At 71.9% G+C, this 26,698-nt stretch carries 23 protein-coding genes and 2 tRNA genes; 1 reads left to right on the forward strand and 24 read right to left on the reverse strand.

Annotation, left to right across the window (positions count from 1 at the left end; translation table 11 throughout):
• Nucleotides 1-72: 72 nt before the first annotated feature.
• The 12 genes from J3P32_RS02970 to J3P32_RS03025 all read right to left on the reverse strand — a co-directional run bounded on the left by J3P32_RS02970 (nt 73) and on the right by J3P32_RS03025 (nt 13,056).
• Nucleotides 73-771 (reverse strand): hypothetical protein, encoded by a 699-nt coding sequence (locus J3P32_RS02970; RefSeq protein WP_210438369.1) that lies wholly within the window; start codon nt 769-771, stop codon nt 73-75.
• Entirely contained in the window at nt 768-1,607 is an 840-nt protein-coding gene (locus J3P32_RS02975; protein ID WP_210438370.1) for a hypothetical protein, read from the reverse strand. Before J3P32_RS02975 ends, J3P32_RS02970 begins: the two co-directional genes overlap by 4 nt.
• A gap of 51 nt (nt 1,608-1,658) precedes the next feature.
• The gene (locus J3P32_RS02980; RefSeq protein ID WP_210438371.1) at nt 1,659-3,632 is read right to left on the reverse strand and encodes a TIGR03960 family B12-binding radical SAM protein; all 1,974 of its coding nucleotides are present in this window, start codon (nt 3,630-3,632) and stop codon (nt 1,659-1,661) included.
• A gap of 139 nt (nt 3,633-3,771) precedes the next feature.
• On the reverse strand, nt 3,772-4,956 hold the full coding sequence (gene rodA, locus J3P32_RS02985) for a rod shape-determining protein RodA (protein ID WP_307861568.1): 1,185 nt from the start codon (nt 4,954-4,956) through the stop codon (nt 3,772-3,774).
• On the reverse strand, nt 4,953-7,082 hold the full coding sequence (gene mrdA, locus J3P32_RS02990; protein ID WP_210438372.1) for a penicillin-binding protein 2: 2,130 nt from the start codon (nt 7,080-7,082) through the stop codon (nt 4,953-4,955). The genes rodA and mrdA overlap by 4 nt, the downstream gene beginning before the upstream one ends.
• A complete protein-coding gene (mreD, locus tag J3P32_RS02995) occupies nt 7,079-7,591 on the reverse strand; it encodes a rod shape-determining protein MreD (protein WP_210438373.1) in 513 nt (170 codons plus the stop codon). The genes mrdA and mreD overlap by 4 nt, the downstream gene beginning before the upstream one ends.
• Nucleotides 7,588-8,523: a rod shape-determining protein MreC gene (mreC, locus tag J3P32_RS03000; protein WP_210438374.1), complete on the reverse strand. Its 936-nt coding sequence runs from the start codon at nt 8,521-8,523 to the stop codon at nt 7,588-7,590. Before mreC ends, mreD begins: the two co-directional genes overlap by 4 nt.
• Nucleotides 8,523-9,551 (reverse strand): rod shape-determining protein, encoded by a 1,029-nt coding sequence (locus tag J3P32_RS03005; RefSeq protein ID WP_210438375.1) that lies wholly within the window; start codon nt 9,549-9,551, stop codon nt 8,523-8,525. Before J3P32_RS03005 ends, mreC begins: the two co-directional genes overlap by 1 nt.
• A 252-nt stretch (nt 9,552-9,803) precedes the next feature.
• Nucleotides 9,804-10,235 (reverse strand): nucleoside-diphosphate kinase, encoded by a 432-nt coding sequence (gene ndk / locus J3P32_RS03010; protein WP_210438376.1) that lies wholly within the window; start codon nt 10,233-10,235, stop codon nt 9,804-9,806.
• A 41-nt stretch (nt 10,236-10,276) separates the two neighbouring features.
• Complete coding sequence (locus J3P32_RS03015; RefSeq protein WP_246849861.1) at nt 10,277-10,684, reverse strand: DUF4233 domain-containing protein; 408 nt, start codon at nt 10,682-10,684, stop codon at nt 10,277-10,279.
• Nucleotides 10,681-12,057, reverse strand: a complete 1,377-nt coding sequence (locus J3P32_RS03020; protein WP_210438377.1) for a bifunctional folylpolyglutamate synthase/dihydrofolate synthase — start codon at nt 12,055-12,057, stop codon at nt 10,681-10,683. Before J3P32_RS03020 ends, J3P32_RS03015 begins: the two co-directional genes overlap by 4 nt.
• 12 nt (nt 12,058-12,069) lie before the next feature.
• The gene (locus tag J3P32_RS03025) at nt 12,070-13,056 is read right to left on the reverse strand and encodes a GNAT family N-acetyltransferase (protein WP_210438378.1); all 987 of its coding nucleotides are present in this window, start codon (nt 13,054-13,056) and stop codon (nt 12,070-12,072) included.
• 78 nt (nt 13,057-13,134) lie between these two features.
• Here J3P32_RS03025 and valS point away from each other — a divergent pair, with 78 nt between their 5' ends.
• The gene (valS, locus tag J3P32_RS03030) at nt 13,135-15,753 is read left to right on the forward strand and encodes a valine--tRNA ligase (protein ID WP_210438379.1); all 2,619 of its coding nucleotides are present in this window, start codon (nt 13,135-13,137) and stop codon (nt 15,751-15,753) included.
• A 206-nt stretch (nt 15,754-15,959) separates the two neighbouring features.
• On the opposite strand, the gene J3P32_RS03035 is transcribed toward valS, so the two are convergent.
• The 12 genes from J3P32_RS03035 to metG all read right to left on the reverse strand — a co-directional run bounded on the left by J3P32_RS03035 (nt 15,960) and on the right by metG (nt 26,639).
• Entirely contained in the window at nt 15,960-16,700 is a 741-nt protein-coding gene (locus J3P32_RS03035; RefSeq protein WP_210438380.1) for a hypothetical protein, read from the reverse strand.
• 152 nt (nt 16,701-16,852) lie between these two features.
• Nucleotides 16,853-18,133, reverse strand: coding sequence for an ATP-dependent Clp protease ATP-binding subunit ClpX (clpX, locus tag J3P32_RS03040; protein WP_210438381.1), 1,281 nt, complete (start codon nt 18,131-18,133; stop codon nt 16,853-16,855).
• 171 nt (nt 18,134-18,304) lie between these two features.
• Entirely contained in the window at nt 18,305-18,913 is a 609-nt protein-coding gene (locus J3P32_RS03045) for an ATP-dependent Clp protease proteolytic subunit (RefSeq protein WP_210438382.1), read from the reverse strand.
• Between the two features lie 5 nt (nt 18,914-18,918).
• Nucleotides 18,919-19,560 (reverse strand): ATP-dependent Clp protease proteolytic subunit, encoded by a 642-nt coding sequence (locus J3P32_RS03050; protein WP_374222504.1) that lies wholly within the window; start codon nt 19,558-19,560, stop codon nt 18,919-18,921.
• 165 nt (nt 19,561-19,725) lie between these two features.
• Nucleotides 19,726-21,132, reverse strand: coding sequence for a trigger factor (tig, locus tag J3P32_RS03055; protein WP_210438383.1), 1,407 nt, complete (start codon nt 21,130-21,132; stop codon nt 19,726-19,728).
• Between the two features lie 205 nt (nt 21,133-21,337).
• Nucleotides 21,338-21,410, reverse strand: a tRNA-Pro gene (locus J3P32_RS03060).
• A gap of 44 nt (nt 21,411-21,454) precedes the next feature.
• A tRNA-Gly gene (locus tag J3P32_RS03065) sits at nt 21,455-21,528 on the reverse strand.
• Between the two features lie 94 nt (nt 21,529-21,622).
• Nucleotides 21,623-22,678, reverse strand: coding sequence for a PP2C family protein-serine/threonine phosphatase (locus J3P32_RS03070; RefSeq protein ID WP_210438384.1), 1,056 nt, complete (start codon nt 22,676-22,678; stop codon nt 21,623-21,625).
• A gap of 133 nt (nt 22,679-22,811) precedes the next feature.
• The gene (locus tag J3P32_RS03075; RefSeq protein ID WP_210438385.1) at nt 22,812-23,321 is read right to left on the reverse strand and encodes a ribose-5-phosphate isomerase; all 510 of its coding nucleotides are present in this window, start codon (nt 23,319-23,321) and stop codon (nt 22,812-22,814) included.
• A 33-nt stretch (nt 23,322-23,354) separates the two neighbouring features.
• On the reverse strand, nt 23,355-24,236 hold the full coding sequence (locus J3P32_RS03080; protein ID WP_307861569.1) for an alpha/beta hydrolase: 882 nt from the start codon (nt 24,234-24,236) through the stop codon (nt 23,355-23,357).
• A complete protein-coding gene (locus J3P32_RS03085; RefSeq protein ID WP_246849862.1) occupies nt 24,233-24,811 on the reverse strand; it encodes an LURP-one-related/scramblase family protein in 579 nt (192 codons plus the stop codon). The genes J3P32_RS03080 and J3P32_RS03085 overlap by 4 nt, the downstream gene beginning before the upstream one ends.
• A 10-nt stretch (nt 24,812-24,821) precedes the next feature.
• A complete protein-coding gene (metG, locus tag J3P32_RS03090) occupies nt 24,822-26,639 on the reverse strand; it encodes a methionine--tRNA ligase (RefSeq protein WP_210438386.1) in 1,818 nt (605 codons plus the stop codon).
• Nucleotides 26,640-26,698: the final 59 nt, after the last annotated feature.

Below are 26,698 nucleotides of genomic sequence, written 5' to 3' on the forward strand. Positions count from 1 at the left end.
CGGCGATGTGCGGGGCTCAGGCTATACGTTGCGCAGCGCCCTTCCCGGTGTCGGGCCGCGGGCCGCTCCGCCTCAGGCCGACGGGACGATGCCGCTGCGACCTTCCCACGCGCCGTGCTCGGACAGCGGCCGGAAGCGCAACGTCGCGAACTCGTGGTGGAAGTCGCGACGTTCGCGCTCGGCCATCGCCGCCGCGTGGCGCGACGGGTCGGGCACGTCGGAGCGCCCGTGCACCATCTCCTCCATCTCGCGCACGGTGCGCCACACCGAGAACGTCGAGATCGTGCGAGGCGGTCGCAGCGCGGCGACCGCCAAGGTGGTGCCCGGGTGGTCGCGGACCAGTCGCTCGACCGGCCTGCCGCTACGGAGGAACCGCGGCAGCTCGGGCACGCGCATCCGGGCCAGGGTCACCGCCACGACGGGCTCGTCCTGGTGCCACGCGCCGGCGCGCACCGGCAGGCCGGGCAGGGCGGCGATGGTCGACCAGCGGCGCAGGAAGTCGAGGCGGACGTGCCAGCCGCGGGCGAGCTCGCGACCGAGGCGGTCCCAGGCGAGGAACCGCTCCAGCGACGCCTCGTCGCGCCACTGCGCGAAGACCGCCAGCCGTCCGAGCTGCAGCCGGTCCGGCGACACGATCGGAGCGCCGAGGCGCATGAGCGAGAGGCACTCGGCGTGGTCGAGCCCGGGGGTGGACGCGGCGGGGGGCCGGGCGAGCGCCCGGGCGCCGACGCCTCGCGGGACCACGGCGAGGTGGAAGCTGTGAAGGGTCACCGCACGCGCTCGAGCCTGTAGTGGAGCCTGACGGCGGACGCGCCCCAGACCCGCAGCTCGTGGTCGGTCCGCAGCACCCCGTCGGGTTCCACGTAGAGGTGGAAGGTCTCGTGCAGCGGCAGGCGGGCGGCGTGGGAGCGCCGGTCCTGGACGACGACGTAGGCGCCGTCCCGGCCGAACCGGCCGGCCGGCGACTGCAGGACGAGCCCGCCGTCGCTGGTGACGGATGGGCGAAGGAACACCTGGACGTTGCCCGACTCGAGCGGGAACGCGACGTGCACGCTGGGCCGGTCCGCGCCCGGCAGGGCGCGCGCGGAGTAGGCACCGCTGAACACCGGCCTCCCGCTCGCGCGCAGCGTGCGCGTCCACGCCGCCGCGACCTGGCGACCCTGCCCGTCGCGGATCGGCGTGACCCGGCTGTCCATGCCGCGGGCGACGTCGAGGGGGCGCATCGGCAGGGCGAGCTGCTCGACGCGCCGGAACCACAGTCGCGAGACCAGCTCGCCGGCAGGCCAGAAGAGCGGCGACCAGCCGGTCCACACCTCCATCCGCCAGGCCGCCGTGTGCTCGTAGAAGTCACGCACCTCCGCGCGAAGGCGCCGAGCGTCGAACCCCGGACCGTCCAGGACCGCCATCGAGGGCAGCAGGCCGGCGTCGGGGTCCGCTCCCCCCGGCAAGCCGCCGTGCCGGGCGGCCTCGGCCGCGAGCCACTCGTCGTCGACCCGTGGTGACCGGCTCACGGGTGCGTCGAGCCAGCGCTCGGGACCGCCGAGGTCGACCTCGCGCCCGGTGAGGTGCCAGAGCTTCCGGGACGCAAGGTCCAGCACGTGGGACACGAGCCGGGATTGTGCCATGCGGCCGACACCGGCGCGCGGTGTCCGCTGCCCTCAGACGACGCTGAGCGGCAGCAGCTTCTGCCCGGTCGGGCCCACCTGGATCTCGGTGCCCATCTCCGGGCACACACCACAGTCGTAGCAGGGCGTCCAGCGGCAGTCCTCGACCTCGATGTCGGCGCCGTCGGCGGCCGCGAGGGCGTCCTCCCAGTCGCCCCACAGCCAGTCCTTGTCGAGACCCGAGTCGAGGTGCTCCCACGGCAGCACCTCGTCGTAGTCGCGCTCGCGGGTGGTGTACCAGTCGACGTCGACCCCGGTGCCGGCGAGCGCCCGCTCGGCCGACGCCATCCAGCGGTCGTAGGAGAAGTGCTCGCTCCAGCCGTCGAACCGGCCGCCGTCGCGCCACACCTGCTCGATGACCCGCCCGACCCGGCGGTCGCCGCGCGAGAGCAGGCCCTCGACGATGCCGGGCTTGCCGTCGTGGTAGCGGAAGCCGATCGCCCGGGCGTACTTCTTGTCCTGGCGCACCACCTCGCGCAGCAGCCGCAGCCGCTCGTCGGTGGCCTCGTGGTCGAGCTGCGGTGCCCACTGGAACGGGGTGTGCGGCTTGGGCACGAACCCGCCGATCGAGACGGTGCAGCGGATGTCGTTGCGGCCGGAGACCTCGCGACCCTTGGCGATGACGCGCTTGGCGAGGTCGGCGATGGCGAGCACGTCGTCGTCGGTCTCCCGCGGGAGGCCGCACATGAAGTACAGCTTCACCTGACGCCAGCCGTGGGAGTACGCCGCCGCGACGGTGCGGATGAGGTCCTCCTCGGTGACCATCTTGTTGATCACCTTGCGCATGCGCTCCGAGCCGCCCTCGGGGGCGAAGGTCAGGCCGGAGCGGCGGCCGTTGCGCGAGAACTCGTTGGCGAGGGTGATGTTGAAGGCGTCGACGCGCGTGCTGGGCAGCGACAGCGAGACGTTGGAGCCCTCGTAGCGGTCGGCGAGGCCCTTGGCGACGTCGCCGATCTCGGTGTGGTCGGCGCTGGACAGCGACAGCAGCCCGACCTCCTCGAACCCGGACTTGCGGATGCCGTTCTCCACCATGTCGCCGATGGTCTTGATCGACCGCTCGCGCACCGGGCGGGTGATCATCCCGGCCTGGCAGAAGCGGCAGCCGCGGGTGCAGCCGCGGAAGATCTCCACGGAGAAGCGCTCGTGCACCGTCTCCGCGAGCGGCACCAGCGGGTTCGCCGGGTAGGGCCACTGGTCGAGGTCCATCAGCGTGTGCTTGCGCACGCGGAAGGGGATCCCGGGGCGGTTCGGCACGACGGCCTCGATCGACCCGTCGGCGGCGTACGCCACGTCGTAGAAGCGCGGGACGTAGATGTTGCCCGTCACCGCGAGCCGGCGCAGCAGCTCCTCGCGGCCGCCGGGGCGGTCCTCGGCCTTCCACTCGCGCACGACCTCGGAGATCGCCAGCACGACCTCCTCGCCGTCGCCGAGCACCGCGGCGTCGACGAAGTCGGCGATCGGCTCGGGGTTGAAGGCCGCGTGGCCGCCGGCGATGACGACGGGATCGTCCTCCCCGCGCTCCGCCGCGTGCAGCGGGATCCCGGCGAGGTCCAGGGCGTTGAGCATGTTGGTGTAGCCGAGCTCGGTCGAGAAGCTCAGGCCCAGGACGTCGAACGCGCGGACCGGGCGGTGGCTGTCGACGGTGAACTGCGGGATCGGGCCGTGCTCGTCACCCTCGCGCATCACCCGCTCCATGTCGGGCCACACCGAGTAGGTGCGCTCGGCGAGGATCCAGTCGCGCTCGTTGAGGACCTCGTAGAGGATCTGGACTCCCTGGTTGGGCAGGCCGACCTCGTAGGCGTCGGGGTACATCAGCGCCCAGCGGACCGTGGGGCCGCCGGTCCCCGACACCTCGGCGCAGTCCCAGTCCTTGACGACCGAGTTCAGCTCGCCGCCGACGTACTGGATGGGCTTCTGCACCGTCGGCAGCTTCGCCTCCAGGCGCGGGAACACCGACGCGACGGACATGCGCAGAACACCTCGACAAGATCGGGGACACGGAACCGGGGGAAGGATCGGGGCGGCGCGACGGCGCCGACCCACAAGGGTACGTCGGAGCCGGCGCTGCGGCCTACTCACCGAGGCGCCGCGTCCGTTACGACCGGGCTCAGCGACGCCCCGCGTCGGCCGACCTCAGGTGGATGTTCTGGAGCAGGCCGAGGGCGAGCATGCCGGCGAAGAGCGAGCTGCCGCCGTAGGACACGAACGGCAGCGGCACGCCGGTCACGGGCATGATGCCCAGGCACATGCCGATGTTCTGGAACGCCTGGAAGCCCCACCAGCAGGCGATGCCGGCGGCGGCCACCCGGCCGAAGAGGTCGCCGGCACGGGCGGAGATGGCCAGCGCGCGCCAGATCACCAGGGCGAGCAGCAGGATCAGCAGCCCGGCGCCCACGAGGCCGAGCTCCTCCCCGGCGACGGTGAAGATGAAGTCGGTGTGCTGCTCGGGCACGAACCCCGAGCGGGTCTGGGAGCCGTCGAAGAGGCCCTGGCCGAACAGGCCCCCGTTGCCGACGGCGATGCGCGCCTGCTCGGTGTTGTAGCCGGCGCCGCGCGGGTCGAGGTCGGGGTTGGTGAAGGCCATGAACCGGTCGAGCTGGTAGGGCTTCAGCACGCCCGCCGACACCGCGACGACGGCGCCGGCGACGCCGGCGAGGGTGAGCCCGGCGAGCCACAGCCTCCCGGCGCCGGCGACGGCGAGCACACCGAAGACGGTCGCGGCCAGCACCAGCATCGTGCCGAGGTCGGGCTGGAGCAGGATGAGGACCGCGGGCACACCGGCGATGGCGAGCATCGCGACGACCTCGAGGCTGCGGACCCCCCGCCCCCAGCGGCGCTCGGTGCGCTCGGCGACGACCAGCGCCATGCCGATGACCACCGCGAGCTTGGCCAGCTCCGAGGGCTGGATCGACATGCCGCCCAGCTGGATCCACGACCGGGAGCCGTTGATCGTGCTGCCCGCGACGAGCACCATGACGAGGCCGCCGACGCTCGCGAGGTACGCCAGCGGCGCCAGGATGCGTACCCAGCGGTGGTCGGTGGCCAGCACGGCCACCATGAGCACGAGTCCGATCGCGACGTTGACGAGCTGCTTGCGCAGGTAGGCGTTGGGGTCGCCGCCGGTGAGGTCGGCACGGGTCGAGGTGGCCGACCACACGAGCAGGGTGCCGAGGGTGACTAGCGCGAGGGTCGCCACCATCAGCAGCCAGTCGAGGCCCGGGGCGCGCGAGGTCAGGGTGGGTTGGCCCGGGCGTGCGGGACGCCCCGTGGGGCGGCTGGAGGTGATCGTCACGGCGTTCGCTCCGTCCCGGCCGGGACCGGCGGCATGATGGAGCCGTCGTCGAGGAAGTCGGGCAGCCGCGCGGGCGGGACCGTGCCGGGCGTGGCGGCGCGGGCGGGGCGCACGGTCTCGCCGTCGACGCCGTACAGCGCCTCCCAGATCGCGCGGATGCCGTCGCCGGTGGACCCCGACCCGGTGCCGCCCTGGCTGATCATCATCACCACCACGTAGTCCTCGGAGTACGAGGCGACCCAGCCGGTCGACTGCTTGCCGTAGACCTCGGCGGACCCGGTCTTGGCCCGGATGGTGACCCGGTCGAGCGGGAATCCGCCCATCTTCCAGGCCATCGTGCCCACGCGGGTGACGTCCTGCAGGGCCCGGTCGATGTAGTCGAGGTACCTCTGCGGCACGTCGACGCGACCGGCCTTGCGCGGCGCGATCCGGCGCAGGACCTCGCCCTCCGGGCTGACGACCGCCTTGGCGACGGTGGGGACCCACAGCGTGCCGCCGTTGCTGAGCGCGGCGTAGGCGCGGGCCAGCTGGAGCGGCGTCACGATCGTGTCGCCCTGCCCGATCGAGAAGTTCACGGCGTCCCCGGCGCGGTAGAGGTTGCCCTCGAGGCAGAACTCGCGCGCGAACCGGTAGACGAAGTCGCTGGTGTCCGGCGTCTGCGGCTTGTAGCTGAGCTCGCAGTAGTAGTCCTTCTGCGACTCGTAGTAGTCCTGCTTCCACTGGCGGTCGGCGATCCGGCCGGGCGCCTCGCCGGGGAGGTCGATGCCGGTGCGCGACCCGAAGCCGAACTCCTTGGCCTCCGCGACCAGCGGGTCCTTGGCGTCGATGTCGGCGGGGTCGCTGCCGAACCGCTGCCAGAAGTCGTAGCCGATGCGGTAGAAGAAGGTGTTGCAGGAGACCTCGAGGGCCTTGGCGAAGCCGATGTCGCCGTAGGCGCCGGACTCGTAGTTCTTGAACACGCGGTTGCCGACCTGGAAGCCCGACGAGCACGGCAGCGTGGTGTCGGTCGAGTAGCCGTTGGTGAGCGCTCCGGCGGTCATGAACGGCTTCCACGTCGAGCCGGGCGCGAACTGGCCCTGGGTGGCGCGCGAGAGCAGCGGGGTGCCGGCCTGCTCGGAGTAGAGCCGCCTCAGCTGCTCCTCGCTGATGCCCCCGGTCCACACGTCGGGGTCGTACGTCGGCTGACTGGCCATCGCCACGACCCGCCCGGTCCTGGCGTCCAGGACGACCGCGGCGCCGGAGTCCGCCGCGAACCGCCGACCCGTCACCGGGTCCACCTGGGTGCGCTGGTGGGCGATCCGCTCGGCGAGCTGCTTCTCCACGACCGCCTGCACCTTCGCGTCGATCGAGGTGACCAGCGTGTCGCCCGGCGTGCTCTCGACGAGGGAGTCGTCGCCCAGCACGCGGCCCATGGAGTCCACGGCGACGCGGCGGTAGCCGGGCAGCCCGCGCAGCCACTCGTCGTACTCCTTCTCGACGCCGGCGCGGCCCACGACCGAGGCGCCGTTGAGCGAGCGGTCGTCGCGCTCGGCAGCGAGGTCGTACTCCTCCTCCGTGACCGGGCTGAGGTAGCCCAGCACGTGCGCGAGGTTGATGCCGAACGGTCGGGGGTAGGAGCGCACGCTCTGCTGCTCGGCGAGGACCCCCGGGTAGTCCTCCGGCTGCTCCAGCACCCGCAGCGCGACGCCCTTCGTGACGTCGGTCGCGACCGGCACCGGCTGGTAGGGCGAGCCGTTCCAGCAGACGTCGCGGACGCTGCCCGGGTCGCCGCACGTGACCAGCCGGGCCTCGACGTCCTCGGGCGTCGCGCCGACGACGACGGCCACCCGGCGCACGAGCTCGGTGCGCTGGTCCTCCTCGAGCTTGCCGAGCAGCGTCCGGTCGACCGAGATGACCCACGAGGTCCGGTTGGCGACCAGCGGACGGCCCTGGCTGTCCACGATGAGCCCGCGCTGCGGCTGGACGACGATGTCGCGGACGGACTGGTCGGCCGCCTGGGCCTGGTAGGACTCCCCGCCGATGACCTGGAGGTAGTAGAGCCGCACGAACAGGGTCGCGAAGAGCGAGAACACGAGCGCCTGCACGACCACCAGGCGGAGCCGGGTGCGGTGCGTCGCGGGACTCACGAGGTCGCCCACTGCGGGTCGAGGCGGGCGAACAGCCGCATCAGCGGCGGCAGCACGAACGGCGTCAGCAGCACGTCCCACACCAGCGCGACCAGGACGACCTCGAGCAGCCCGGCGACCGACGTCGCGGGGTCCCGGAGCAGGACGCCGCTGAGCGCGAAGAGCGACGTGGCGACGAAGGACGCCGCGGCGACGGTGCCGACGACGGCCAGCGCGCTCGGCTTCTGGTCCTGCCGCACCCGGGCGGCGAGGAACGCCGCGACGGTCAGCGCGAGCGCCCAGCGGCCGGCGACGTGGTCGGCCGGCGGCGCCAGGTCGAGGGCGAGCCCCGCGGTGAAGCCGAGCAGCAGCGCGAACGGCGCCTCGACGGTGAGCGCGGCGGCCACGACGACGAGCAGGCAGAGGTTGGGCACGACGCCGTGCCAAGCGACGTGGGGGAACAGGGAGACCTGCACGACCAGGGCGACGACGACGGCGGCCAGGGCGACCGGCCAGCGGAGGTGGGTCATCGCAGCGTCCCGTCGGCCTCGATGACCGCGCGGTCGCTGGCCGAGCCGCTGGGGACCATCACGCCGACCACGTCGAGGGCGGAGAAGTCGACGAACGGCTCGACGACCGCACGCTGCGTCGCCTCGCGCAGGGAGCTGTAGACCTCGGTGATCGTGCCGATGGGGACGCCGGGGGCGTACGGCCCGGTGGTGCTCCCCCACGTCACTACGGTGTCGCCGCGCGCGGGCACCGAGGCGTCGTCGAGCAGCCGCAGGTCCAGGCCCGCCTCCTGCCGCAGCGAGCCGCTGCCGGTGACGAAGCCGATCTCCATGCTCGAGCCGACCCGGCCGCCGACGGTCGAGTCGGGGTCGATGACCAGCAGCACGGTCGCGGTGCTGCGCGTGACGCGCAGGACCCGCCCGACCAGGCCGTCGTTGTTGACGACGGTCATGTCCGGGCCGATCCCGGCCTCGGAGCCGGCGTCGATGGTGACGGTGAAACTCTGCGACTGGCGCGAGCCGAGGGCCACCACGCGGGCCGGGACCAGCGCGGACCCGAGGTCCTCCGCCGCGGTCGTCAGCCCGTCGTACTGCTCGAGCCGGTTGCGCTCGAAGCCGGCGAGCTCGACCCGGCCGCGCAGCTCGGCGTTGCTGGCCTCCAGGTCGCGCACCTGGTCGGCCAGGTCACCCTTGCTGCGGAACCACGTCGGCACGGCGGTGAACGGGCGCACCGCGGCGGCGACGGTCGCCTCCGCAGGGCCGAACGCCTCGCCGACGACGCGACGGGCCGGCTCGAGCGGGGAGCTGCCGCCGCCCGAGACGTCCAGCGTGATGAGCGTGATGCTGGCCAGCACGAGCGCGACGAGCAGCGAGCGCGGCGGCCGCCGCGACTCGAGCCGGTCGAGGCCGGTCCACCGGCGCTCGCGGCCGTCGTGTCCCCCGAGCGCGCCCATCAGAAGCGCCTCGGGTCCGAGACGAGGACCTGCTGCAGCGCCTCGAACTCCTCGACGCACTTGCCGGCGCCGTAGGCCACCGAGGAGAGGGGGTCGTCGGCGACGTGGACCGGCATGCCGGTCTCGTGGCGCAGCCGCTCGTCGAGGCCGCGGAGCATGGCGCCGCCGCCGGTGAGCACGATCCCGCGGTCCATGATGTCGCCGGCCAGCTCGGGTGGCGTCTGGTCGAGGGTCGTGCGCACCGCGTCGACGATGTTGTGCAGCGGCTCCTCGAGGGCCTGGCGCAGCTCCGAGCTGGACACCACGACGGTGCGCGGCAGCCCGGAGACCATGTCGCGGCCGCGGATCTCGGCGTCGGGCTCGCTGGGCAGGGGGAAGGCCGAGCCGAGGGTCATCTTCATCTCCTCGGCGGTGCGCTCCCCCAGCATCAGGGAGTACTCCTTCTTCATCCAGGCGATGATCGCCTGGTCGAGGTCGTCGCCGGCGGTGCGCACCGAGAGGCTGGTGACGATGCCGCCGAGGCTGATGACGGCGACCTCCGTGGTCCCCCCGCCGACGTCGACGACCATGTTGCCGGTGGCCTCGTGGACCGGCAGCCCGGCGCCGATCGCGGCGGCCATCGGCTCCTCGACGATGTAGACCCGGCGGGCGCCGGCCTGGTAGCCGGCCTCCTTGACCGCGCGCTGCTCGACGGCCGTGATGCCGCTCGGCACGCAGATCACCATGCGGGGCTTGGCGAAGTAGCGGCGCCGGTGCACCTGGTGGATGAAGTAGCGCAGCATCTGCTCGGTCGCCTCGAAGTCGGCGATCACGCCGTCCTGCAGCGGCCGGATGGCGGCGATGTTGTCGGGGGTGCGCCCGATCATCCGCTTCGCCTCGTGCCCGACCGCGAGGACCTCGCCGGTCGTGGTGTTCATCGCCACGACGGACGGCTCGTCGAGCACGACGCCCTTGCCGCGGACGTAGACCAGCGTGTTCGCGGTGCCGAGGTCGACGGCCATGTCTCGGCCGATGAAGCTGTTTGCCATGCCGCTGGTGCCCTCGAGGTCAGTGGTACCGGGAAGAGGGGTCAGCAGCGCTCCCACCGACCCACGTTCAGGGTAGGGAGCGCGGCGGGGTGATCCCGGCAGGACACGCGCGGCCCGCCGCACGTCGTACCACCTGTCCCCTGATCCCCCGCTTATGCGGGGGAGTGCGAACTTCCAGGGGCATGCAGACCACGGGAAGTTCGCAATCCCCCGCTTAAGCGGAAGATTTCCGGGGCAGGAGGGACCGGAGGCTCAGCGGGCGAGCGCGGGGAACCAGATGCCGATCTCCCGGGCGGCCGACTCCTCGGAGTCCGAGCCGTGCACGAGGTTCTGCTGGACGGCCAGGCCCCAGTCGCGGCCGAGGTCGCCGCGGATCGTCCCGGGAGCGGCGACGGTCGGGTCGGTGGCACCGGCGAGCGAGCGGAACCCCTCGATGCAGCGCTGCCCCTCGATCACGACGGCGAGCACCGGGCCCGACAGCATGAATTCCACGAGCGGGCCGTAGAACGGCTTGCCCTCGTGCTCGGCGTAGTGCGCGGCGAGGATCTCGGGCGTCGCGGTGCGCAGCTCGACGGCCGCGAGCGTGTAGCCCTTCGCCTCGACGCGGCGCAGGATCTCGCCCGAGAGGCCGCGGCGCACGCCGTCGGGCTTGACGAGGACGAGGGAGCGCTGGACGTCGGTCATGCGAGCAGCCTAGTCAGCGCCGGCAGCGCCGGTGAGCCGGGTCACTCCCCCGGCGCCTGCTCGGCGCGGTACGCCGCCCACGCGGCGGCGCGCTCCCGCTCGATCTTGCGGCCGAGCAGGTCCGCCGCCGTCCACAGCGCCGCGAACACCGCGCCGAGGGCGAACATCACCGGGACGACGAACCCGAGGCCGATCGCGGCGGCCTGCACGACGTACCCCGCGAGGTAGGCCCACTCGGCGCGCAGCGCTCCGGCGAGCAGCAGGCACACGAGCGCCAGCCCGAGCCCGACGGCCATGGCGGTGCCGGAGTCGACGTCGGCGATGGTGATCATCACCGGCGTCGTGAGACCGAGCGTGATCGCCTCCAGGCTCAGCACGGCGGCAGCCATGCCTCGCCGGGGCGAGCGCTCGGTGTTGGTCGGCACCGGCTGCGGGTCCGGGCCGCTCATCGGCGACCCACCAGCAGCGTGCGCGCCTCGCCGACGGTGACCACCGACCCGGTGACGAGCACGGCGCCGGCGCCGATCGACACGTCGATGGCCTCGCCGGCCTCGGCGAGCGTGGCCGCACGCTCGATCGCGTCGGCCAGGTCGGGCACCACGCTCACGCGGTCCTCACCGAACACCTCGGCGGCCGCGCGCCCCAGTGCCGCGGCGGACAGGGCGCGCGGCGTGGAGTTCTGCGTACACACGAGGTGGGTCAGGTGCGGCTCGAAGGCGGCCAGGACGCTCTCGTGGTCCTTGTCCTCCATCACGCCCATCACCCCGACCAGCGGGCTGAACGAGAACGAGTCCTCCAGCGCGGCGGCCGCAGCCTCCGCGCCGTGCGGGTTGTGGGCCGCGTCGAGGACGATCGTGGGGCTGCGCCGGACGATCTCGAGCCGTCCCGGCGAGGTGACCTCGGCGAAGGCCGCCCGGACGAGGTCCTCGTCGAGCTCCCCGCTGCCGAACGCCTCCACGGCGGCGAGGGCGACGGCGGCGTTCTGCGCCTGGTGGGCGCCGTAGAGCGGCAGGAAGACGTCGTCGTAGCGTCCGCGCAGCCCCTGCAGCGAGACGACCTGGCCGCCCACCGCCGGCGTGCGGGACACCACGCCGAACTCCATCCCCTCGCGGGCGATCGTCGCGCCGACCTCGGCGGCGCGCTCGACGAGCACCGCTGCGACCTCCGGCAATTGCTCGGCCAGGACGGCGACGGACCCCGGCTTGATGATCCCCGCCTTCTCGACGGCGATCGTGGCGGCGTCCTCGCCGAGGTACTTCGCGTGGTCCACCGCGATCGGCAGAACGACGGCCACGTCGGCGTCGATGACGTTGGTGGCGTCCCAGCTGCCGCCCATGCCGACCTCGACCACGGCCACGTCGACCGGCGCGTCGGCGAACGCGGCGTAGGCCATCCCCACTATCGTCTCGAAGAAGCTGAGCGGGTGGTCCTGCTCGGCGTCGACGAGGTGCGTGTAGGGAGCGACGTCGTTGAACGCGCGGACGAACGTTTCGTCGTCCAGCGGCTCGCCGTCGATGCTGATCCGCTCGCTCATCCGCTCGAGGTGCGGCGAGGTGAAGCGGCCGGTGCGCAGGTCGAGCGCGCGCAGCAGCGTCTCGATCATCCGGCTGGTGCTGGTCTTGCCGTTGGTGCCCGTCAGGTGCACCGACCGGAAGGAGCGCTGCGGCGCGCCGAGCAGCTCGGTGAAGGCCTCGATCCGGTCGAGGCTGGGCTCGAGCCGGGTCTCGGGCCAGCGGGACAGCAGGGCGTCCTCGACCTCGGCGAAGGTCTCGGCGAGGCGCGCCGACCCGCCGTCCGGGTCGGAGTGGGAGGCGTCAGTCATGGCGTCACGAGTCTAGGGACACCGGCCACCAGGTGACGATCCGCCGCCACCTCCGCCGCCCACCGAGGGCTGGGGGCGGTCGCGGACGAGGACGACGTGCTCGGCCATGTCCACGGTGGGCTCGTAGCCCAGGCCCGCGTAGATCTTGTTCGAGGTCGGGTTCGCGCGGTCGGTGAACAGGCACATGCGGTGCCCCGCCTCGAGGCCGCGCCGGGTCAGCTCGCCGACGACGTACGACGCGATGCCGCGGCCGCGGTGCTCGCGCGGGGTGAAGACCGGGCCGATGCGGGCGACGCCGTAGGACGGGAGCCCGCAGCCGGTGAGGTGCGCGAGCGTGCCGTCGGGCAGCTCCCAGAGCCACTCCACGCCCTCGCGGATGCGGACCAGCACCGACTCGAGCGTGTTGTGCTCGCCCGACGCCGGGTCGGGCCGGCGGCCGGCCTGCTCGTCGGCCTCGGCGTGGAAGTCCCGGAACCACGACAGCACCAGCTCTGCGTCGTCCTCGGTGGCCTGCCGCAGCCGCCCCTCCGGAGCGGGCGGGACCGCGACGGACCTCGCCTCCCAGAGCCGGGTCTCCTTGTCGGCGACCACCTCCCCGCCGACGAGCTCGGCGCTCGCGCGGGCCAGCGCCGCGGCCCCCGGCAGCGCGCCGTTGGCCCCGCCGAGGAGCTCGCCGCGCTGGTGCAGCGCGGCGGCGAGCGCGCGGGCGGCCTCGTCGCTCATCGGCAGGGAGAACGTCGGGTGCGGCCTGAAGGGCGCGGTGCGCATCGCGGCGCTCACGACCCGCTCCTCGGGGTCGCGGACCGCTGCCCACCAGCGCTGGAAGGGGGCGTCGACCTCGGCCCAGGAGTCGTACCCGTCGGCCAGCTCGCGCGCCGTCCGCTGGCTGACGCTGGCGATGACGCTCCCGAGCACCGGGTCGGCGGCCAGCAGGTCGCCTGCCGCGTCGAGGAAGGGCTGCGGGGCGTCGAAGAACTCCAGCGTGGGCGCACGTTCCATGCCCCCCACGCTAGGGCTGCCGCCGCACCGCCGGTTACTCGTTTTCGCAGGCCGGAGGCCCGTCAATAGACTCCAGACATGACTGAGAACCCCAGCACCCAGGCCCCGGAGACGACGAGCACCGACCAGCGTGCCGTCGTCGTACCGGAGCGTCCGGCGCTGGAGGGCCTGGAGGACAAGTGGTCGCGGGTGTGGGCCGACAACAACACCTACGCCTTCGACCGCACGCAGCCGCGGGAGAACGTCTACTCCATCGACACTCCCCCGCCCACCGTCAGCGGCTCGCTGCACGTCGGCCACGTCTACTCCTACAGCCACACCGACCTCATCGCGCGCTACCAGCGCATGCAGGGCAAGGCCGTCTTCTACCCCATCGGCTGGGACGACAACGGCCTGCCCACCGAGCGCCGGGTGCAGAACTACTTCGGCGTCCGCTGCGACCCCGCCCTGCCCTACGACCCCGACTTCACCCCGCCCGAGAAGCCCGACCCGAAGAAGCAGGTGCCGGTCAGCCGGCCGAACTTCATCGAGCTGTGCGAGCAGCTGGTCGTGGAGGACGAGAAGGCCTTCGAGGCGCTGTGGCGCAAGCTCGGCCTGTCGGTCCAGTGGGACCCGACCTACACCACCATCGGTGACCACTCCCGCACGGTCAGCCAGCGCGCCTTCCTGCGCAACTACGCCCGCGGCGAGGCGTACCTCTCCGAGGCGCCGACGCTGTGGGACGTCACGTTCCAGACCGCGGTCGCCCAGGCCGAGCTCGAGCCGCGCGACTACCCCGGCGCCTACCACCGCGTCGCGTTCCACCAGCCCGACGGCACGCCCATCCACATCGAGACCACGCGGCCGGAGCTGATCCCGAGCGTCGTCGCGCTGATCGCGCACCCCGACGACGAGCGCTACCAGGGCGTCTTCGGCACGACGGTGACCTCGCCCGTCTTCGGGGTGGAGGTCCCGGTGCTCGCGCACCCGGCCGCCGAGCCCGACAAGGGCGCCGGCATCGCGATGTGCTGCACCTTCGGCGACCTCACCGACGTGATGTGGTGGCGCGAGCTCGACCTGCCGATCCGCACGGTCGTGGGCCGCGACGGCCGGCTCAGCCGCGAGACACCCGACTGGCTGTCCGCCGAGCCCGCCGCGACGGCGTACGCCGAGCTGGCCGGCAAGACCACCTTCAGCGCCCGCGAGGCGATGGTCGCGCTGCTCCGCGAGTCCGGCGACCTCGACGGCGAGCCGAAGCCGACGCAGCGCATGGCGAACTTCTACGAGAAGGGCGACAAGCCGCTCGAGATCGTGGCCACGCGCCAGTGGTACGTCAAGAACGGCGGCAGGGACGCGGCGCTGCGCAAGGAGATGCTGGTCCGCGGCGAGGAGATCACCTGGATCCCGGCGCACATGAAGCACCGCTACGACAACTGGGTCGGCGGGCTCAACGGCGACTGGCTGATCTCACGCCAGCGGTTCTTCGGCGTCCCCTTCCCGGTCTGGTACCCGCTCGACGCCGACGGGGAGCCCGACCACGACCACCCGCTGCTGCCCACCGAGGACCAGCTGCCGATCGACCCGTCCACCCAGGCGCCGCAGGGCTACTCCGAGGACCAGCGCGGCAAGCCGGGCGGCTTCATCGGCGACCCCGACGTGATGGACACCTGGGCCACCTCGTCGCTGACGCCGCAGATCGCGGGCATGTGGGAGGTCGACGACGACCTCTTCTCGCGCGTCTTCCCCTACGACCTCGCCACCCAGGCGCACGACATCATCCGCACCTGGCTCTTCTCACGGGTGGTCCGCGCTGACTTCGAGCACCAGGTCGTGCCGTGGTCGCACGCGATGATCTCCGGCTTCATCGTCGACCCGGACCGCAAGAAGATGTCGAAGTCGAAGGGCAACGTCGTCGTCCCGACCGACATCCTCGACAAGTACGGCGCCGACGCGGTCCGCTGGCGCGCCGCCATCGGCCGTCCCGGTCTCGACTCGCCGTTCGACGAGTCGCAGATGAAGGTCGGTCGACGGCTGGCGATGAAGGTGCTCAACGCCTCGAAGTTCGTCCTCGGCAACGTCGGCGCCACCGAGCTCAGCCCCGCGGCCGTCAGCGCCCCGGTCGACTGCGCCCTGCTCGGTCGCCTCGAGGTCGTGGTCCGCAGGGCGACCGAGGCCTTCGACGCCTACGACTACACCACCGCCCTCGAGGTCACCGAGAAGTTCTTCTGGGAGTTCTGCGACGACTACCTCGAGCTGGTGAAGGAGCGGGCCTACGACGCCGAGGGCGGCGCCGGCACGGCCTCGGCTCGCGCCACCCTGGCCATCGCGCTGCACGTCCAGCTGCGGCTGCTCGCGCCCTTCCTGCCGTACGCCACCGAGGAGGTCTGGTCGTGGTGGCAGGCGGGGTCGATCCACCACGCCGCGTGGCCCACCGCGGCCGACCTCGGCGCCGCTGCGGCCGCCCAGCCGCTGGTGCTCGACGCCGTCGCGAGCGCCCTCACCGGCATCCGCGGCGCCAAGTCGCAGGCGAAGGCCAAGATGCGGGCCCCGCTGTCGCGCGTGGTGATCACCGGGCCGGCGCACCTGGTCGAGGCGGCGCAGCAGGCCGGCGACGACCTCCGGGCCGTGGGCACCATCGTCGGCGACCTGCAGTTCGTCACCGACGAGGCCGCGACCGAGCTGCGGGTCGAGGCGGAGCTGGCACCGACCGAGGACTGACGTCCCAGCCCCGGTCTCGCGGGGCGGCACCTCGGCGTGTCGGACAGGACGACGTCGGGCGCCCGCCCTTGGCCGTACGCTCCCCGCGCCGGCGGCCGCGGAGCTCGTCCTGTCCGACACGCGGGCCCACGCGTGCGGTGAGCCTGGCAGCCGCGAGGGCTCACGTACCTGCGTCACCCACCGCCGTCACGCGCGGCCGGCGGCATTCAGGCCTTGCGGCCGGCCTTCGCGCCGCCCCGGCCCGCCTTCGCGGCCTCGCGCTCGGCCTTCCGGGCCGCCTTGGCAGCCTCACGGTCGGCCTTCCGGGCCGCCTTCGCAGCCTCACGGTCGGCCTTGCGGGCCGCCTTCGCAGCCTCACGGTCGGCCTTCCGGGCCGCCTTCGCGGCCTCACGCTCGGCCTTCCGGGCCGCCTTCGCGGCCTCACGGTCGGCCTTCCGGGCCGCCTTCGCGGCCTCACGCTCGGCCTTCCGGGCCGCCTTCGCGGCCTCGCGGTCGGCCTTCCGGGCCGCCTTCGCGGCCTCACGGTCGGCCTTCCGGGCCGCCTTCGCAGCCTCGCGGTCGGCCTTCTCGGCCGCCTTCGCAGCCTCGCGGTCAGCCTGCGCAGCCTCACGCTCGGGGTCCAGCGCCGTCTCGAGCACCGCCTTGGAGCCCTCCTGCTGCTTAGCCTCGACAGTCCGGACCGTCCGACCCGCACGAGCCGGGGCGGCGGCCCCCTGCACGGGCTCCGTGGAGCGCGCGACCGCGGTGCCGAGCGGCTGCGTGCTGAGCTCCGCCGGGATCGTCGCGGGGGGCGCCTCGACGGGCGCGATGGCGGGTCGTTCCGCCGGCAGCTCCTGCGCCGGCGCGGCGATCGGCTTGCCCGGGCGGATGATGTCGAGGCCGAACCCACGACTGACCGAGATGGTCATCAGGACGGCACACAGCACCGCCACCAATGCAAACGCCACGAGCGGTCGCTTCGCGTCGACACCCACCGGATCCCCTTCCCACATGCTGACGAGACGTCAGTGTGGCTGGGCCATGACGCCTGACCACAGCAGATAGTCCGGAATGGCCCGAAATGACTAGGGACGCATGGTCATTCCGGGTGGCGTCCGGGTCAGGCGGACTTCTTTTTCCGGCCCTCGGACTCGCGCGGGATCAGCGTCGGGGCGACGTCGTCCTCGACGACCTCGCGGGTCACGACCACCTTCGCGACGTCGCCGCGCGAGGGCACGTCGTACATCACGTAGAGCAGGACCTCCTCGATGATGGCGCGCAGGCCGCGGGCACCCGTGCCGCGCTCGAGGGCCGCCTCGGCGATGGAGTCGATGGCGTCGTCGGTGAACTCGAGCTCGACGCCGTCGAGCTCGAAGAGCTTCTGGTACTGCTTGACGAGCGCGTTGCGGGGCTCGGTGAGGATCTGGACCAGCGCCTCGCGGTCGAGCTTGCTCACGCTCGCGATCAGCGGCAGGCGGCCGATGAACTCGGGGATCAGGCCGAACTTCGTGAGGTCCTCGGGGCGGACCTGGGCGAGCAGGTCGTCGGCCTCGCGCTCGGCCGCGCCGCGGACCTCTGCGGTGAAGCCGAGGGACTTCTTGCCGACGCGCTGCTCGATGATCTGCTCGAGCCCGGCGAAGGCGCCGCCCACGATGAACAGGATGTTCGTGGTGTCGATCTGGATGAATTCCTGGTGCGGGTGCTTGCGGCCACCCTGCGGCGGCACCGACGCGGTGGTGCCCTCCAGCATCTTGAGCAGGGCCTGCTGGACCCCCTCGCCGGAGACGTCCCGGGTGATCGAGGGGTTCTCCGCCTTGCGGGCCACCTTGTCGATCTCGTCGATGTAGATGATGCCCGTCTCGGCCTTCTTGACGTCGTAGTCAGCGGCCTGGATGAGCTTCAGCAGGATGTTCTCGACGTCCTCGCCGACGTAGCCGGCCTCGGTGAGCGCCGTCGCGTCGGCGATGGCGAAGGGGACGTTGAGCATGCGCGCCAGCGTCTGGGCGAGGTAGGTCTTGCCGCAGCCGGTCGGGCCGATCACCAGGATGTTGGACTTCGCGACCTCGACGACGTCGTCCTTGGCCTTGCCGGTCACCGGCTGGAGGCCCGCCTGCACGCGCTTGTAGTGGTTGTAGACCGCGACGGCCAGCGACTTCTTCGCGTGCTCCTGGCCGATGACGTAGGAGTTGAGGAACTCGAAGATCTCCCGCGGCTTGGGCAGCTCCTCGAGGCTGACCTCGCTGCCCTCGGCGAGCTCCTCCTCGATGATCTCGTTGCAGAGCTCGATGCACTCGTCGCAGATGTAGACGTTGGGGCCCGCGATGAGCTTCTTCACCTGCTTCTGGCTCTTGCCGCAGAAGTTGCACTTGAGCAGGTCGCCGCCGTCACCGATTCGTGCCACGAGTCGTGTCCTCCAGTCTCGCCGGGAAAGGGTCCCGACACTCAACACCTTGCGCTGTGCTGTCTTGCAGTGAGCCGTACGACGGTACCCCGTGCCGGCCCCCGGAAGGGACCGGACACGGGATGTCGCCGACCATCATTTCGAGCCTCGTGCGTCGCGGGTGCGTCGCACTCAGGCGAGGACCGGGGCGCCCTTGCGGGACTCGATGACCGCGTCGATCAGGCCGTACTCGACGGCCTGCTCGGCGGTCAGGATCTTGTCGCGCTCGATGTCGGCGCTGACCTGGTCGATCGACTTGCCGCTGGAGTCGGCGATCATGCGCTCGAGGAGCTCGCGCATGCGCAGGATCTCGTTGGCCTGGATCTCGATGTCGGACGTCTGCCCGAACGTGCCCTCGGTGTAGGGCTGGTGGATCAGGATGCGGCTGTTGGGCAGCGCCATCCGCTTGCCCTTGGCGCCGGCGCCGAGCAGGATCGCGGCGGCCGAGGCAGCCTGGCCCAGGCACACGGTCTGCACGTCGGGCTTGATGAACCGCATCGTGTCGTAGATCGCGGTCAGCGCGGTGAACGAGCCGCCGGGGCTGTTGATGTAGATGCTGATGTCGGTGTCGGGGTTCATCGTCTCCAGGCACATCAGCTGGGCGATGACCGCGTTGGCGACGTCGTCGCTGATCGGGGTGCCGAGGTAGATGATGCGCTCCTCGAACAGCTTGGCGTAAGGGTCGATGCGGCGGAACCCGTAGGAGGTCCGCTCCTCCCACTGCGGGATGTAGTAGTTCATGTCTCTCAGTCCTTGGTCCGGGCCGGGCGGCCCTCGTCGGCGGCTTCGCGGGCGCTGGTGATGACCTGGTCGACGAGGCCGTACTCGACGGCCTGGTCGGCGGTGAACCACCGGTCACGGTCGGCGTCGGCGACGACCTGCTCGACGCTCTGGCCGGTGTGCTCGGCGATCAGGTCGAGGAGCACCTTCTTGATGTGGATCGACTGCTGGGCCTGGATCTTGATGTCGGAGGCCGAGCCGCCCATCCCCGAGGAGGGCTGGTGCATCATGATGCGCGCGTGGGGCAGCGCGTAGCGCTTGCCCTTGGTGCCGGCGCAGAGCAGGAACTGCCCCATGGAGGCCGCGAGGCCCATGCCCACGGTCGCCACGTCGTTGGGGATGTAGTTCATCGTGTCGTAGATCGCCATGCCAGCGTCGACGGAGCCGCCGGGGCTGTTGATGTGGAGGAAGATGTCGGCCTCCGGGTCCTCCGCGGAGAGCAGGAGGAGCTGCGCGCAGATCGCGTTGGCGTTCTGGTCGCGGACCTCGGAGCCGAGGAAGACGATGCGCTCGCGGAGCAGGCGCTGGTAGATGTGGTCGTCGAGGCCGTACATCCCACCGGCGCCGTTCATCTCGGGCGAGAGGGCTGGGCTGGAGTTGTGGTTCACGCTGGCGACACTAGCCGGAAGGTCGGACACTTCCACGCGGTTGGCCGCCCTGTTCGCCCACAGCAGACTCACCGGTGACGGGCCGGCCGACGCCCCGACCGGCATCGTCCGGACAGCACGGACGGCGCCCACCCGCCGGGTGGACGCCGTCCGGAGTGGAGCGTGTCAGGCCTGCTGCGAGTCCTCGTCGCCGGCCTCGGCAGCCGCGTCGGCGCCGTCGGCGGCGGTCTCCTCGACCGGCTCGCCGATGCTGCCGTCGGGACGCAGGTTCTTCAGCTCGACCACGTTGCCGGAGGCGTCCTTGACGGTCGCCGCCTCCACGATCGTCGCCAGCGCCTTGCCGCGGAGGATCTCCTGCACGAGCTCGGGGATGTGGTTGTGCTCGAACATGTGGTTCGCGAACTCCTGCGGGTCCTGCCCGGACTGCTGGGCGCGGCGCACGAGGTGCTCGGAGAGCTCGGCCTGGTCGATGCCGAACTCCTCCTTCTTCGCGATCTTGTCGAGGATGAACTGGGCGGCGACCGCGTCGCGGACCCGGCGCTCGAGGTCGGCCTCGAACTCCTCCTGGGTCTGCCCCTCGTCCTCGAGGTACTTCTCCATGGTGATGCCGGCGAAGCCAAGCTGCTGCTCGACGTTCTGGCGGCGGGCGTTGAGCTCGTCGGTCACCATCACCTCGGGCAGCGGGATCGAGACCTTCTCCAGCAGGGCCTCGAGCACGGCGTCGCGGGCGGCGGCGGCCTGCTCGAGCCGCTTGCCGCGGCCGAGGCGCTCGCGCACGTCGGCGGTGAGCTCCTCGGCGGTGTCGAACTCCGAGGCCAGCTGGGCGAACTCGTCGTCGTACTCGGGCAGCTGCTGCTCCTGCACCGCCGTCACCTTGACGGTGACCTGGACGGGCTCGCCCACCAGGTCCCCGCCGACGAGCTCGGAGTCGAAGGTCTTCTCCTCGTCGGCCGACATGCCGACCAGGGCCTCGTCGAGGCCGTCGATCATGCCGCCGCGGCCGACCTTGTAGGACATGCCGGTGACCTCGCCGCCCTCGACGGTCTCGCCGTCGCGGGCAGCGACCAGGTCGATCGTGACGAAGTCGCCGTCGGCGGCCGCGCGCTCGACGGGCACGAGGGTGCCGAAGCGCTCGCGCAGCGCCTCGACCTGCTCCTCGACGTCGGCGTCGGTGATCTCGACGTCCTCCACGGTGGCCTCGAGGCCCTCGTAGTCGGGCAGCTCGAAGTCCGGCTTGACGTCGACCTCGGCGGTGAACTCGAGGCCCTCGTTGTCCTCGAACTTCGTCACCTCGATCTCCGGCTGGGCCAGCGGCTCGAGGTCGTGCTCCTGGAGGGCGGCCATGTACTGCTGCGGGACGACGGCGTTGATCGCCTCGTCGAGGACCGGACCGCGGCCGACCTGGCGGTCGATGACCGCCGGCGGCACCTTGCCCCGGCGGAAGCCCGGGACGTTGATCTGCTTCGCGATCTTCTGGTACGCCGCGTCGAGGCTCGGCTTGAGCTCCTCGAAGGGCACCTCGACGGTCAGCTTGGCCCGGGTCGGGCTCAAGGTCTCGACGGCGCTCTTCACAAATGTCTCCTGATGCTGAAGGTCAGTTGGGTGGAACGGGTGGTGGTCCGGGTGGTGGTCCCGGACGGGGTACGTCGCGCGGGCACGCCGGAACGCGGCAGCCGCAAACCCGTTGAGTCTAACGACGGCGTGGGCACGGGCCGAATCACGCCCGGGACGCACCGGGCCGCGGGGGCCGGGAGGCGGCCGGACGGTGGCCGAACGGTCGGGGCGACAGGACTCGAACCTGCGATCTCCTGCTCCCAAAGCAGGCGCGCTAGCCACTACGCTACGCCCCGCCAGACGGCCTCCACGCGCCCCGGAGGAGGCGTGAGGACCCGTCTGGAGCGGATGACGGGAATCGAACCCGCGTAGCCAGTTTGGAAGACTGGGGCTCTACCATTGAGCTACATCCGCGCGCGTCCCGCAGCCTGGTGGCCGCCGGTGCGGGTGTCATGGTGCCACACCGGCGCGGGTGCGCCCCAACCGGCTCACGCGGACCGGCGGCTCCTCAGCGGCGGTGCACCAGCAGCAGGGCGCGGTCGTCGTTGCGCGAGCCGAGCGCCTCGACGAGCCGCGTCGCCCCGCCCTCGAACCTGCCGCGCAGCAGGTGCTCGGCCTGGCCCAGCATGCGGTCGATGCCCAGGCTGATGTCGCGGGTGCGCGTCTCCACCATCCCGTCGGTGTAGAGCAGCAGCGCGTCACCGCGCCGCATCTCCCCCGAGGTGGGCGGGAAGTCGGCGTCCTCGAGCAGGCCGAGGATGGGGCCCTCGGCGCCCAGCACCTCCCACCGCCCCGACCCCGCGTGTCGCAGCGCGGCCGGGGGGTGCCCGGCGCTGCGGATGTCGAAGCGGCCGGTCGCGAGGTCGAGCGAGAGGTGGATCGCGGTGGCGAAGCCCTCGTCCCAGTCCTGCCGGAGCAGGAAGCGGTTGGCGCCGGCCAGGAACTCCGACGGCGGCAGGGCGCTGAGCAGGCCCCCGATCGCGCCGCAGAGCAGCAGGGCGCGGGTACCGGCTCCCTGTCCCTTTCCGGACACGTCGACGACGGCCACCTCGAGCCGGCCGTCGACACGCGACGCGACCACGAAGTCGCCGGCGAAGGGCGTGCCGCCGGCGGAGCGCAGCTCGCTCGCGGCGTACCAGTCGTCGGGCAGGTCGGGGATGCCGCCCTGACGCAGGATCCGGTCGCGCAGGTCGACGAACATCGTCTCGCCCTGGAGGCCCGCCACGCCGAGGCGGGACCGGCGAAGCGACGCGAGCAGGATCATCAGGCCCAGGGAGAAGATGACCGTCACGGCGACCGCGACCCGCACGTCGATGTCCTGTTTCGGAGTGACGACGGCGAGCACGAACAGCACGAAGACGACGAACCACGGCAGCTGGCGGGGTCCCAGCACGAGGCTCGCGACCACCAGGGGGACGACCAGCACGACCAGCGGCACGACGTGGGGCTGGAACCAGATGCCCAGACCGGCGGCGAGCGTCACGGCCACGAGCGGCACCAGGACTCCCGAGCCGCGCGGCACGACCCGGTCGACGAGCTGCGTCAACCACTGCGGAGAACTCATGGCCGAGCTCCTCGCGACGTGCCGGGTTCCTTGGTGGACGATCGTACGGCTCGCGGACGTGCCGGGGGCCGCCTTCGGGGCGTGTGTGGACCGGTGTGTCGCACCGGCGTGCGGACCCGCGTCAGGACCGGCGTCAGGACTCAGCGGAGCCGCGCAGGGCGGACTCGGGCAGGGGCGGGAGCTCACCGGTCTCGTCGTAGGTGGACACCTGCGCGATGCGTCGGACGTGGCGCTCGTCGCCGGAGAACGGCGTGGTCAGGAACACCTCGACGAAGCGGGTCATGTCCTCGAGCGAGTGCATGCGCCCGCCGACGGAGACGACGTTGGCGTCGTTGTGCTCCCGGGCCAGCGCGGCGGTCTTCTCCGACCACGCCAGGGCGCAGCGGATGCCCTCGACCTTGTTGGCCGAGATCTGCTCGCCGTTGCCGGAGCCGCCGATCACGACGCCGAGGCTGTCGAGGCCGGCCTCGCGGTCCGCGGCCACCCCCTCTGCCGCCCGCAGGCAGAAGCACGGGTAGTCGTCGAGGGCGTCGTAGACGAACGGGCCGTGGTCGACGGCCTCGTAGCCGTGGTCGACGAGCCAGGCCATCAGGTGGTCCTTCAGCTCGAGGCCTGCGTGGTCGGAGCCCAGGTGAACGCGCATGGTGAGGAGTCTCCCAGAGGCCGGGGCCGGACCTCAGGACAGGTGCTGGTCCAGCCAGCCCGCGACCTGCCGGACGAGCGGCTCGGACGCCGTGGACGCCGCGTGCCGCCAGAACCCGTGGGTCTGGCCCAGGCAGCGGATCCCGACGGTCTCGACACCGGCCTCCGCGACGCGCCGAGCGAGCTCCTCGCCCTCGTCGCGCAGCGGATCGGCCTCCGCGGTCGCGACGAAGGTCGGCGGCAGCGTGTGCAGCCGGTCGGAGAGCAGGGGCGCGAGGTCCGGGTCGTCGAGGTCGGCCTCGCTGCGGGCGTACTGCCGCCAGTACCAGCCGGCCTCGGCCGGGTCGAACCCCGACGCGGGGCCGAGCTCCCACGACGCGGAGGCGCCGCGGGGGTCGAGGAAGGGGTAGACCAGCGCCACCGCGGAGAAGAAGCCGGGGTTGCGCAAGGCCGCCACGACGGCGAGGTTCGCGCCCGCGGAGTCCCCGTGGGCGGCGTACGGCCCGGGCGGCCCCTCGCGCCGCAGCCAGCCGACGACCGTGTCGAGGTCGTCGGGCGCGGCGGGGAACGGGTGCTCCGGGGGGCGGCGGTAGTCCACGCTCAGGACCGGGCGCCGGAGCCGGTTGGCGAAGCGCCGGCAGATGCCGTCGTGGACGTCGACGTCGTTGAGCACGAACCCCCCTCCGTGGGCGTGCACGACGAGGCCGGGCACCGCACCGGCCGGGACGTAGAGGCGGCAGCGGACGCCGTCGGCGTCGACGTCCTCGACCGATGCGACGTCCTCGCGCGGCTCGGCGAGGCTGGCGAGCCGGGTCCGCTCGCGGTGCGCAGCGAGGTCGAATCCGGGCGCGGAGAGGTCCGGGCTGTCGTCGGCGGCGACCGCCGCGCGGACCTCCGGGTACATCAGCGCGCTCACCGCGACATGAGCGCGTCGACGGCGACGGCGACCGCGGCGGCGACGCGGAAGTCGATGCGTCGGTCCGGGACGGTGACGCGGTAGCGGTCGCCGATCGACATCTTCCGCTCCACGGAGAAGAGCGGCTGGCCCTCGCCGTCGACGAAGTCGAAGTGCACGGGGATGAAGTCGAGCTCGGTGAAGCGGCGCAGCAGCCCGACGAGCTGGCTCCGCTCGCGGCCGGTGCCGGTGTAGCCGGGACCCTCGATGTGGAAGGTCGAGCGCAGCAACGAGGCGCCGAAGTCCTTGCGGAAGAAGCCGATCTGCGCGCCGGACTCGTCGGTGACGTCGTACCCCGCGTTGAGGTCGAACGCCTGCCGCGCCTTGAAGCCGAAGACGGGGCGCGTCCTGCTCGCGTCGGAGAAGAAGGTGACCTGCTCCTTGAGGGCCATCCGCTTCTGCTCGGCCAGGGCCATCAGCCGGGTGGGGTTGCCGGCGTCGTCGGACTCCGACACCTCGTAGCGGTTCACCATCATGGTGAGCTTCTGCTTCACCACGAAGTGCGGCAGGTACATCTCGGCGGTCGGCTCGGGCATGGGCAGGAGCCTAGCCAGCGCTGGCGCGCGCGAGCTCCTCCTCCACCACCGACGGGTCGAGCTTGCGGAACACCGGCGTCGGCTTGGCGACCTTCGCCCCCACGACGACCGGGCGCGACTCCCACGCCGGCGTCGCGGAGTACTCGCCGGTGATGACGGAGTACGCCGTGTGGCCGGCGCCGTTGCCCGGCTCGAGCTCCTCGACCTGCTCGATGCGCGGCATCGGCATGAACTCGCCCTCGCCGCCAAGGACCGTGTGCACCTTGTTGGCCGAGTGGGGCAGGAACGGCGAGAGCAGGGTGTTGCAGTCGCTCACGCACTGCGCGGCGACGTGCAGGACGGTGCCGAGGCGCTCGCGCTGCGACTCGTCCTTCATCTTGTAGGGCTCGGTGACCGTGAGGTACTTGTTCACCTCGCCCACCACGCGCATCGCCTCGGCGATCGCGGCGCGCAGCCGGTGCTTCTCCACCAGGCCGCCGACGGTGGCGAAGCCGTCGCGGACCGTGGCGAGGACCCTCTCGTCGACCTCCTCGAACGGACCGGCCGCCGGGATCTCCCCGAAGTTCTTCGCGATCATCGTGGCGGTGCGGTTGACCAGGTTGCCCCAGCCGGCGACGAGCTCGGAGTTGTTGCGGGTGACGAAGTCGGCCCACGTGAAGGCGGCGTCGGACGTCTCCGGGCCGGCGGCGCAGATGTAGTAGCGCAGCGGGTCGGGCCCGTAGCGGGCGAGGAAGTCACCGACGTAGATCACGTTGCCGCGGCTGGTCGAGAACTGCGAGTCGCCGAAGGTGAGGAACTCGCTGGAGACCACCTCGGTGGGCAGGTTGAGCGGGCCGAACCGTCCGGGCTCACCGCCCTTGTCGCCGCGCCCGTTGTAGGCGAGCAGCTCCGCAGGCCAGATCTGGGAGTGGAAGACGATGTTGTCCTTGCCCATGAAGTAGTAGGACTGGGCGTCCTCGCCGTCCTCGGCGGGGCTCCACCACTCGCGCCACTTCTCGGGATCGCCCAGCCGCCGCGCCCACTCGATCGAGGCGGAGAGGTAGCCGATGACCGCGTCGAACCACACGTAGAGCCGCTTGGTCGGCTGGTCCTCCCAGCCGGGCACCGGGATGCCCCAGTCGATGTCGCGGGTCATCGCGCGCGGCCGGATCTCCTGGAGGATGTTCTGGCTGAACTTGATGACGTTGGGACGCCACAGGCCGGTCGCCTCGCGCTGGTCGAGCCACTCCCCCAGCGCGCCGGCGAGCGCCGGCAGGTCGAGGAACCAGTGCTGGGTGTCGCGGAACTCCGGGGTCTCCCCGTTGATCTTCGACCGCGGGTCGATGAGGTCGGTCGGGTCGAGCTGGTTGCCGCAGTTGTCGCACTGGTCGCCGCGCGCCTCGGCGTACTTGCAGATCGGGCAGGTGCCCTCGATGTAGCGGTCGGGGAGGGTGCGGCCGGTGGACGGGCTGATCGCCGTCTTCGTCGTCTCCTCGACCATGTAGCCGTTGCGACGGCAGGTCTCGAACATCTCCTGCACCACGGCGTAGTGGTTCCCCGTGGTGGTGCGGGTGAACAGGTCGTAGGAGAGCCCGAGGCCGCACAGGTCGTCGACGATGACCTGGTTGTACTTGTCGACGAGCTCGCGCGCCGGAAGGCCCTCGTTGTCGGCCAGCACGAGGATGGGTGTCCCGTGCTCGTCGGTGCCGCTGACCATCAGCACGTCGTGGCCCGCCATCCGCATGAACCGGCTGAAGACGTCGGAGGGCACGCCGAAACCGGCCACGTGGCCGATGTGGCGCGGGCCGTTGGTGTACGGCCAGGCGACGGCGGACAGGACACGAGTCATGGGCGCAAGCCTAGTGACCGGGCGCCGCCCCGCTTGCGCGGGTCGGCACCCGGACGAGT

It is taken from the genome of Nocardioides xinjiangensis (assembly GCF_017916385.1).
In the GTDB taxonomy this organism is placed as follows: Bacteria; Actinomycetota; Actinomycetes; order Propionibacteriales; family Nocardioidaceae; genus Nocardioides; species Nocardioides xinjiangensis.

What these genes read in the sequence shown, in the direction of transcription:
- J3P32_RS02980 (WP_210438371.1), bottom strand. Translation starts at nt 3,632, where the DNA reads ATGTCCGTCGCGTCGGTGTTCCCGCGCCTGGAGGCGAAGCTGCCGACG.
- mreD (WP_210438373.1), bottom strand. Translation starts at nt 7,591, where the DNA reads ATGACCCACCTCCGCTGGCCGGTCGCCCTGGCCGCCGTCGTCGTCGCC.
- mreC (WP_210438374.1), bottom strand. Translation starts at nt 8,523, where the DNA reads ATGGGCGCGCTCGGGGGACACGACGGCCGCGAGCGCCGGTGGACCGGC.
- J3P32_RS03005 (WP_210438375.1), bottom strand. Translation starts at nt 9,551, where the DNA reads ATGGCAAACAGCTTCATCGGCCGAGACATGGCCGTCGACCTCGGCACC.
- ndk (WP_210438376.1), bottom strand. Translation starts at nt 10,235, where the DNA reads ATGACCGACGTCCAGCGCTCCCTCGTCCTCGTCAAGCCCGACGGCGTG.
- J3P32_RS03015 (WP_246849861.1), bottom strand. Translation starts at nt 10,684, where the DNA reads ATGAGCGGCCCGGACCCGCAGCCGGTGCCGACCAACACCGAGCGCTCG.
- J3P32_RS03020 (WP_210438377.1), bottom strand. Translation starts at nt 12,057, where the DNA reads ATGACTGACGCCTCCCACTCCGACCCGGACGGCGGGTCGGCGCGCCTC.
- J3P32_RS03025 (WP_210438378.1), bottom strand. Translation starts at nt 13,056, where the DNA reads ATGGAACGTGCGCCCACGCTGGAGTTCTTCGACGCCCCGCAGCCCTTC.
- valS (WP_210438379.1), top strand. Translation starts at nt 13,135, where the DNA reads ATGACTGAGAACCCCAGCACCCAGGCCCCGGAGACGACGAGCACCGAC.
- J3P32_RS03045 (WP_210438382.1), bottom strand. Translation starts at nt 18,913, where the DNA reads ATGAACTACTACATCCCGCAGTGGGAGGAGCGGACCTCCTACGGGTTC.
- J3P32_RS03070 (WP_210438384.1), bottom strand. Translation starts at nt 22,678, where the DNA reads ATGAGTTCTCCGCAGTGGTTGACGCAGCTCGTCGACCGGGTCGTGCCG.
- J3P32_RS03075 (WP_210438385.1), bottom strand. Translation starts at nt 23,321, where the DNA reads ATGCGCGTTCACCTGGGCTCCGACCACGCAGGCCTCGAGCTGAAGGAC.
- J3P32_RS03085 (WP_246849862.1), bottom strand. Translation starts at nt 24,811, where the DNA reads ATGCCCGAGCCGACCGCCGAGATGTACCTGCCGCACTTCGTGGTGAAG.
- metG (WP_210438386.1), bottom strand. Translation starts at nt 26,639, where the DNA reads ATGACTCGTGTCCTGTCCGCCGTCGCCTGGCCGTACACCAACGGCCCG.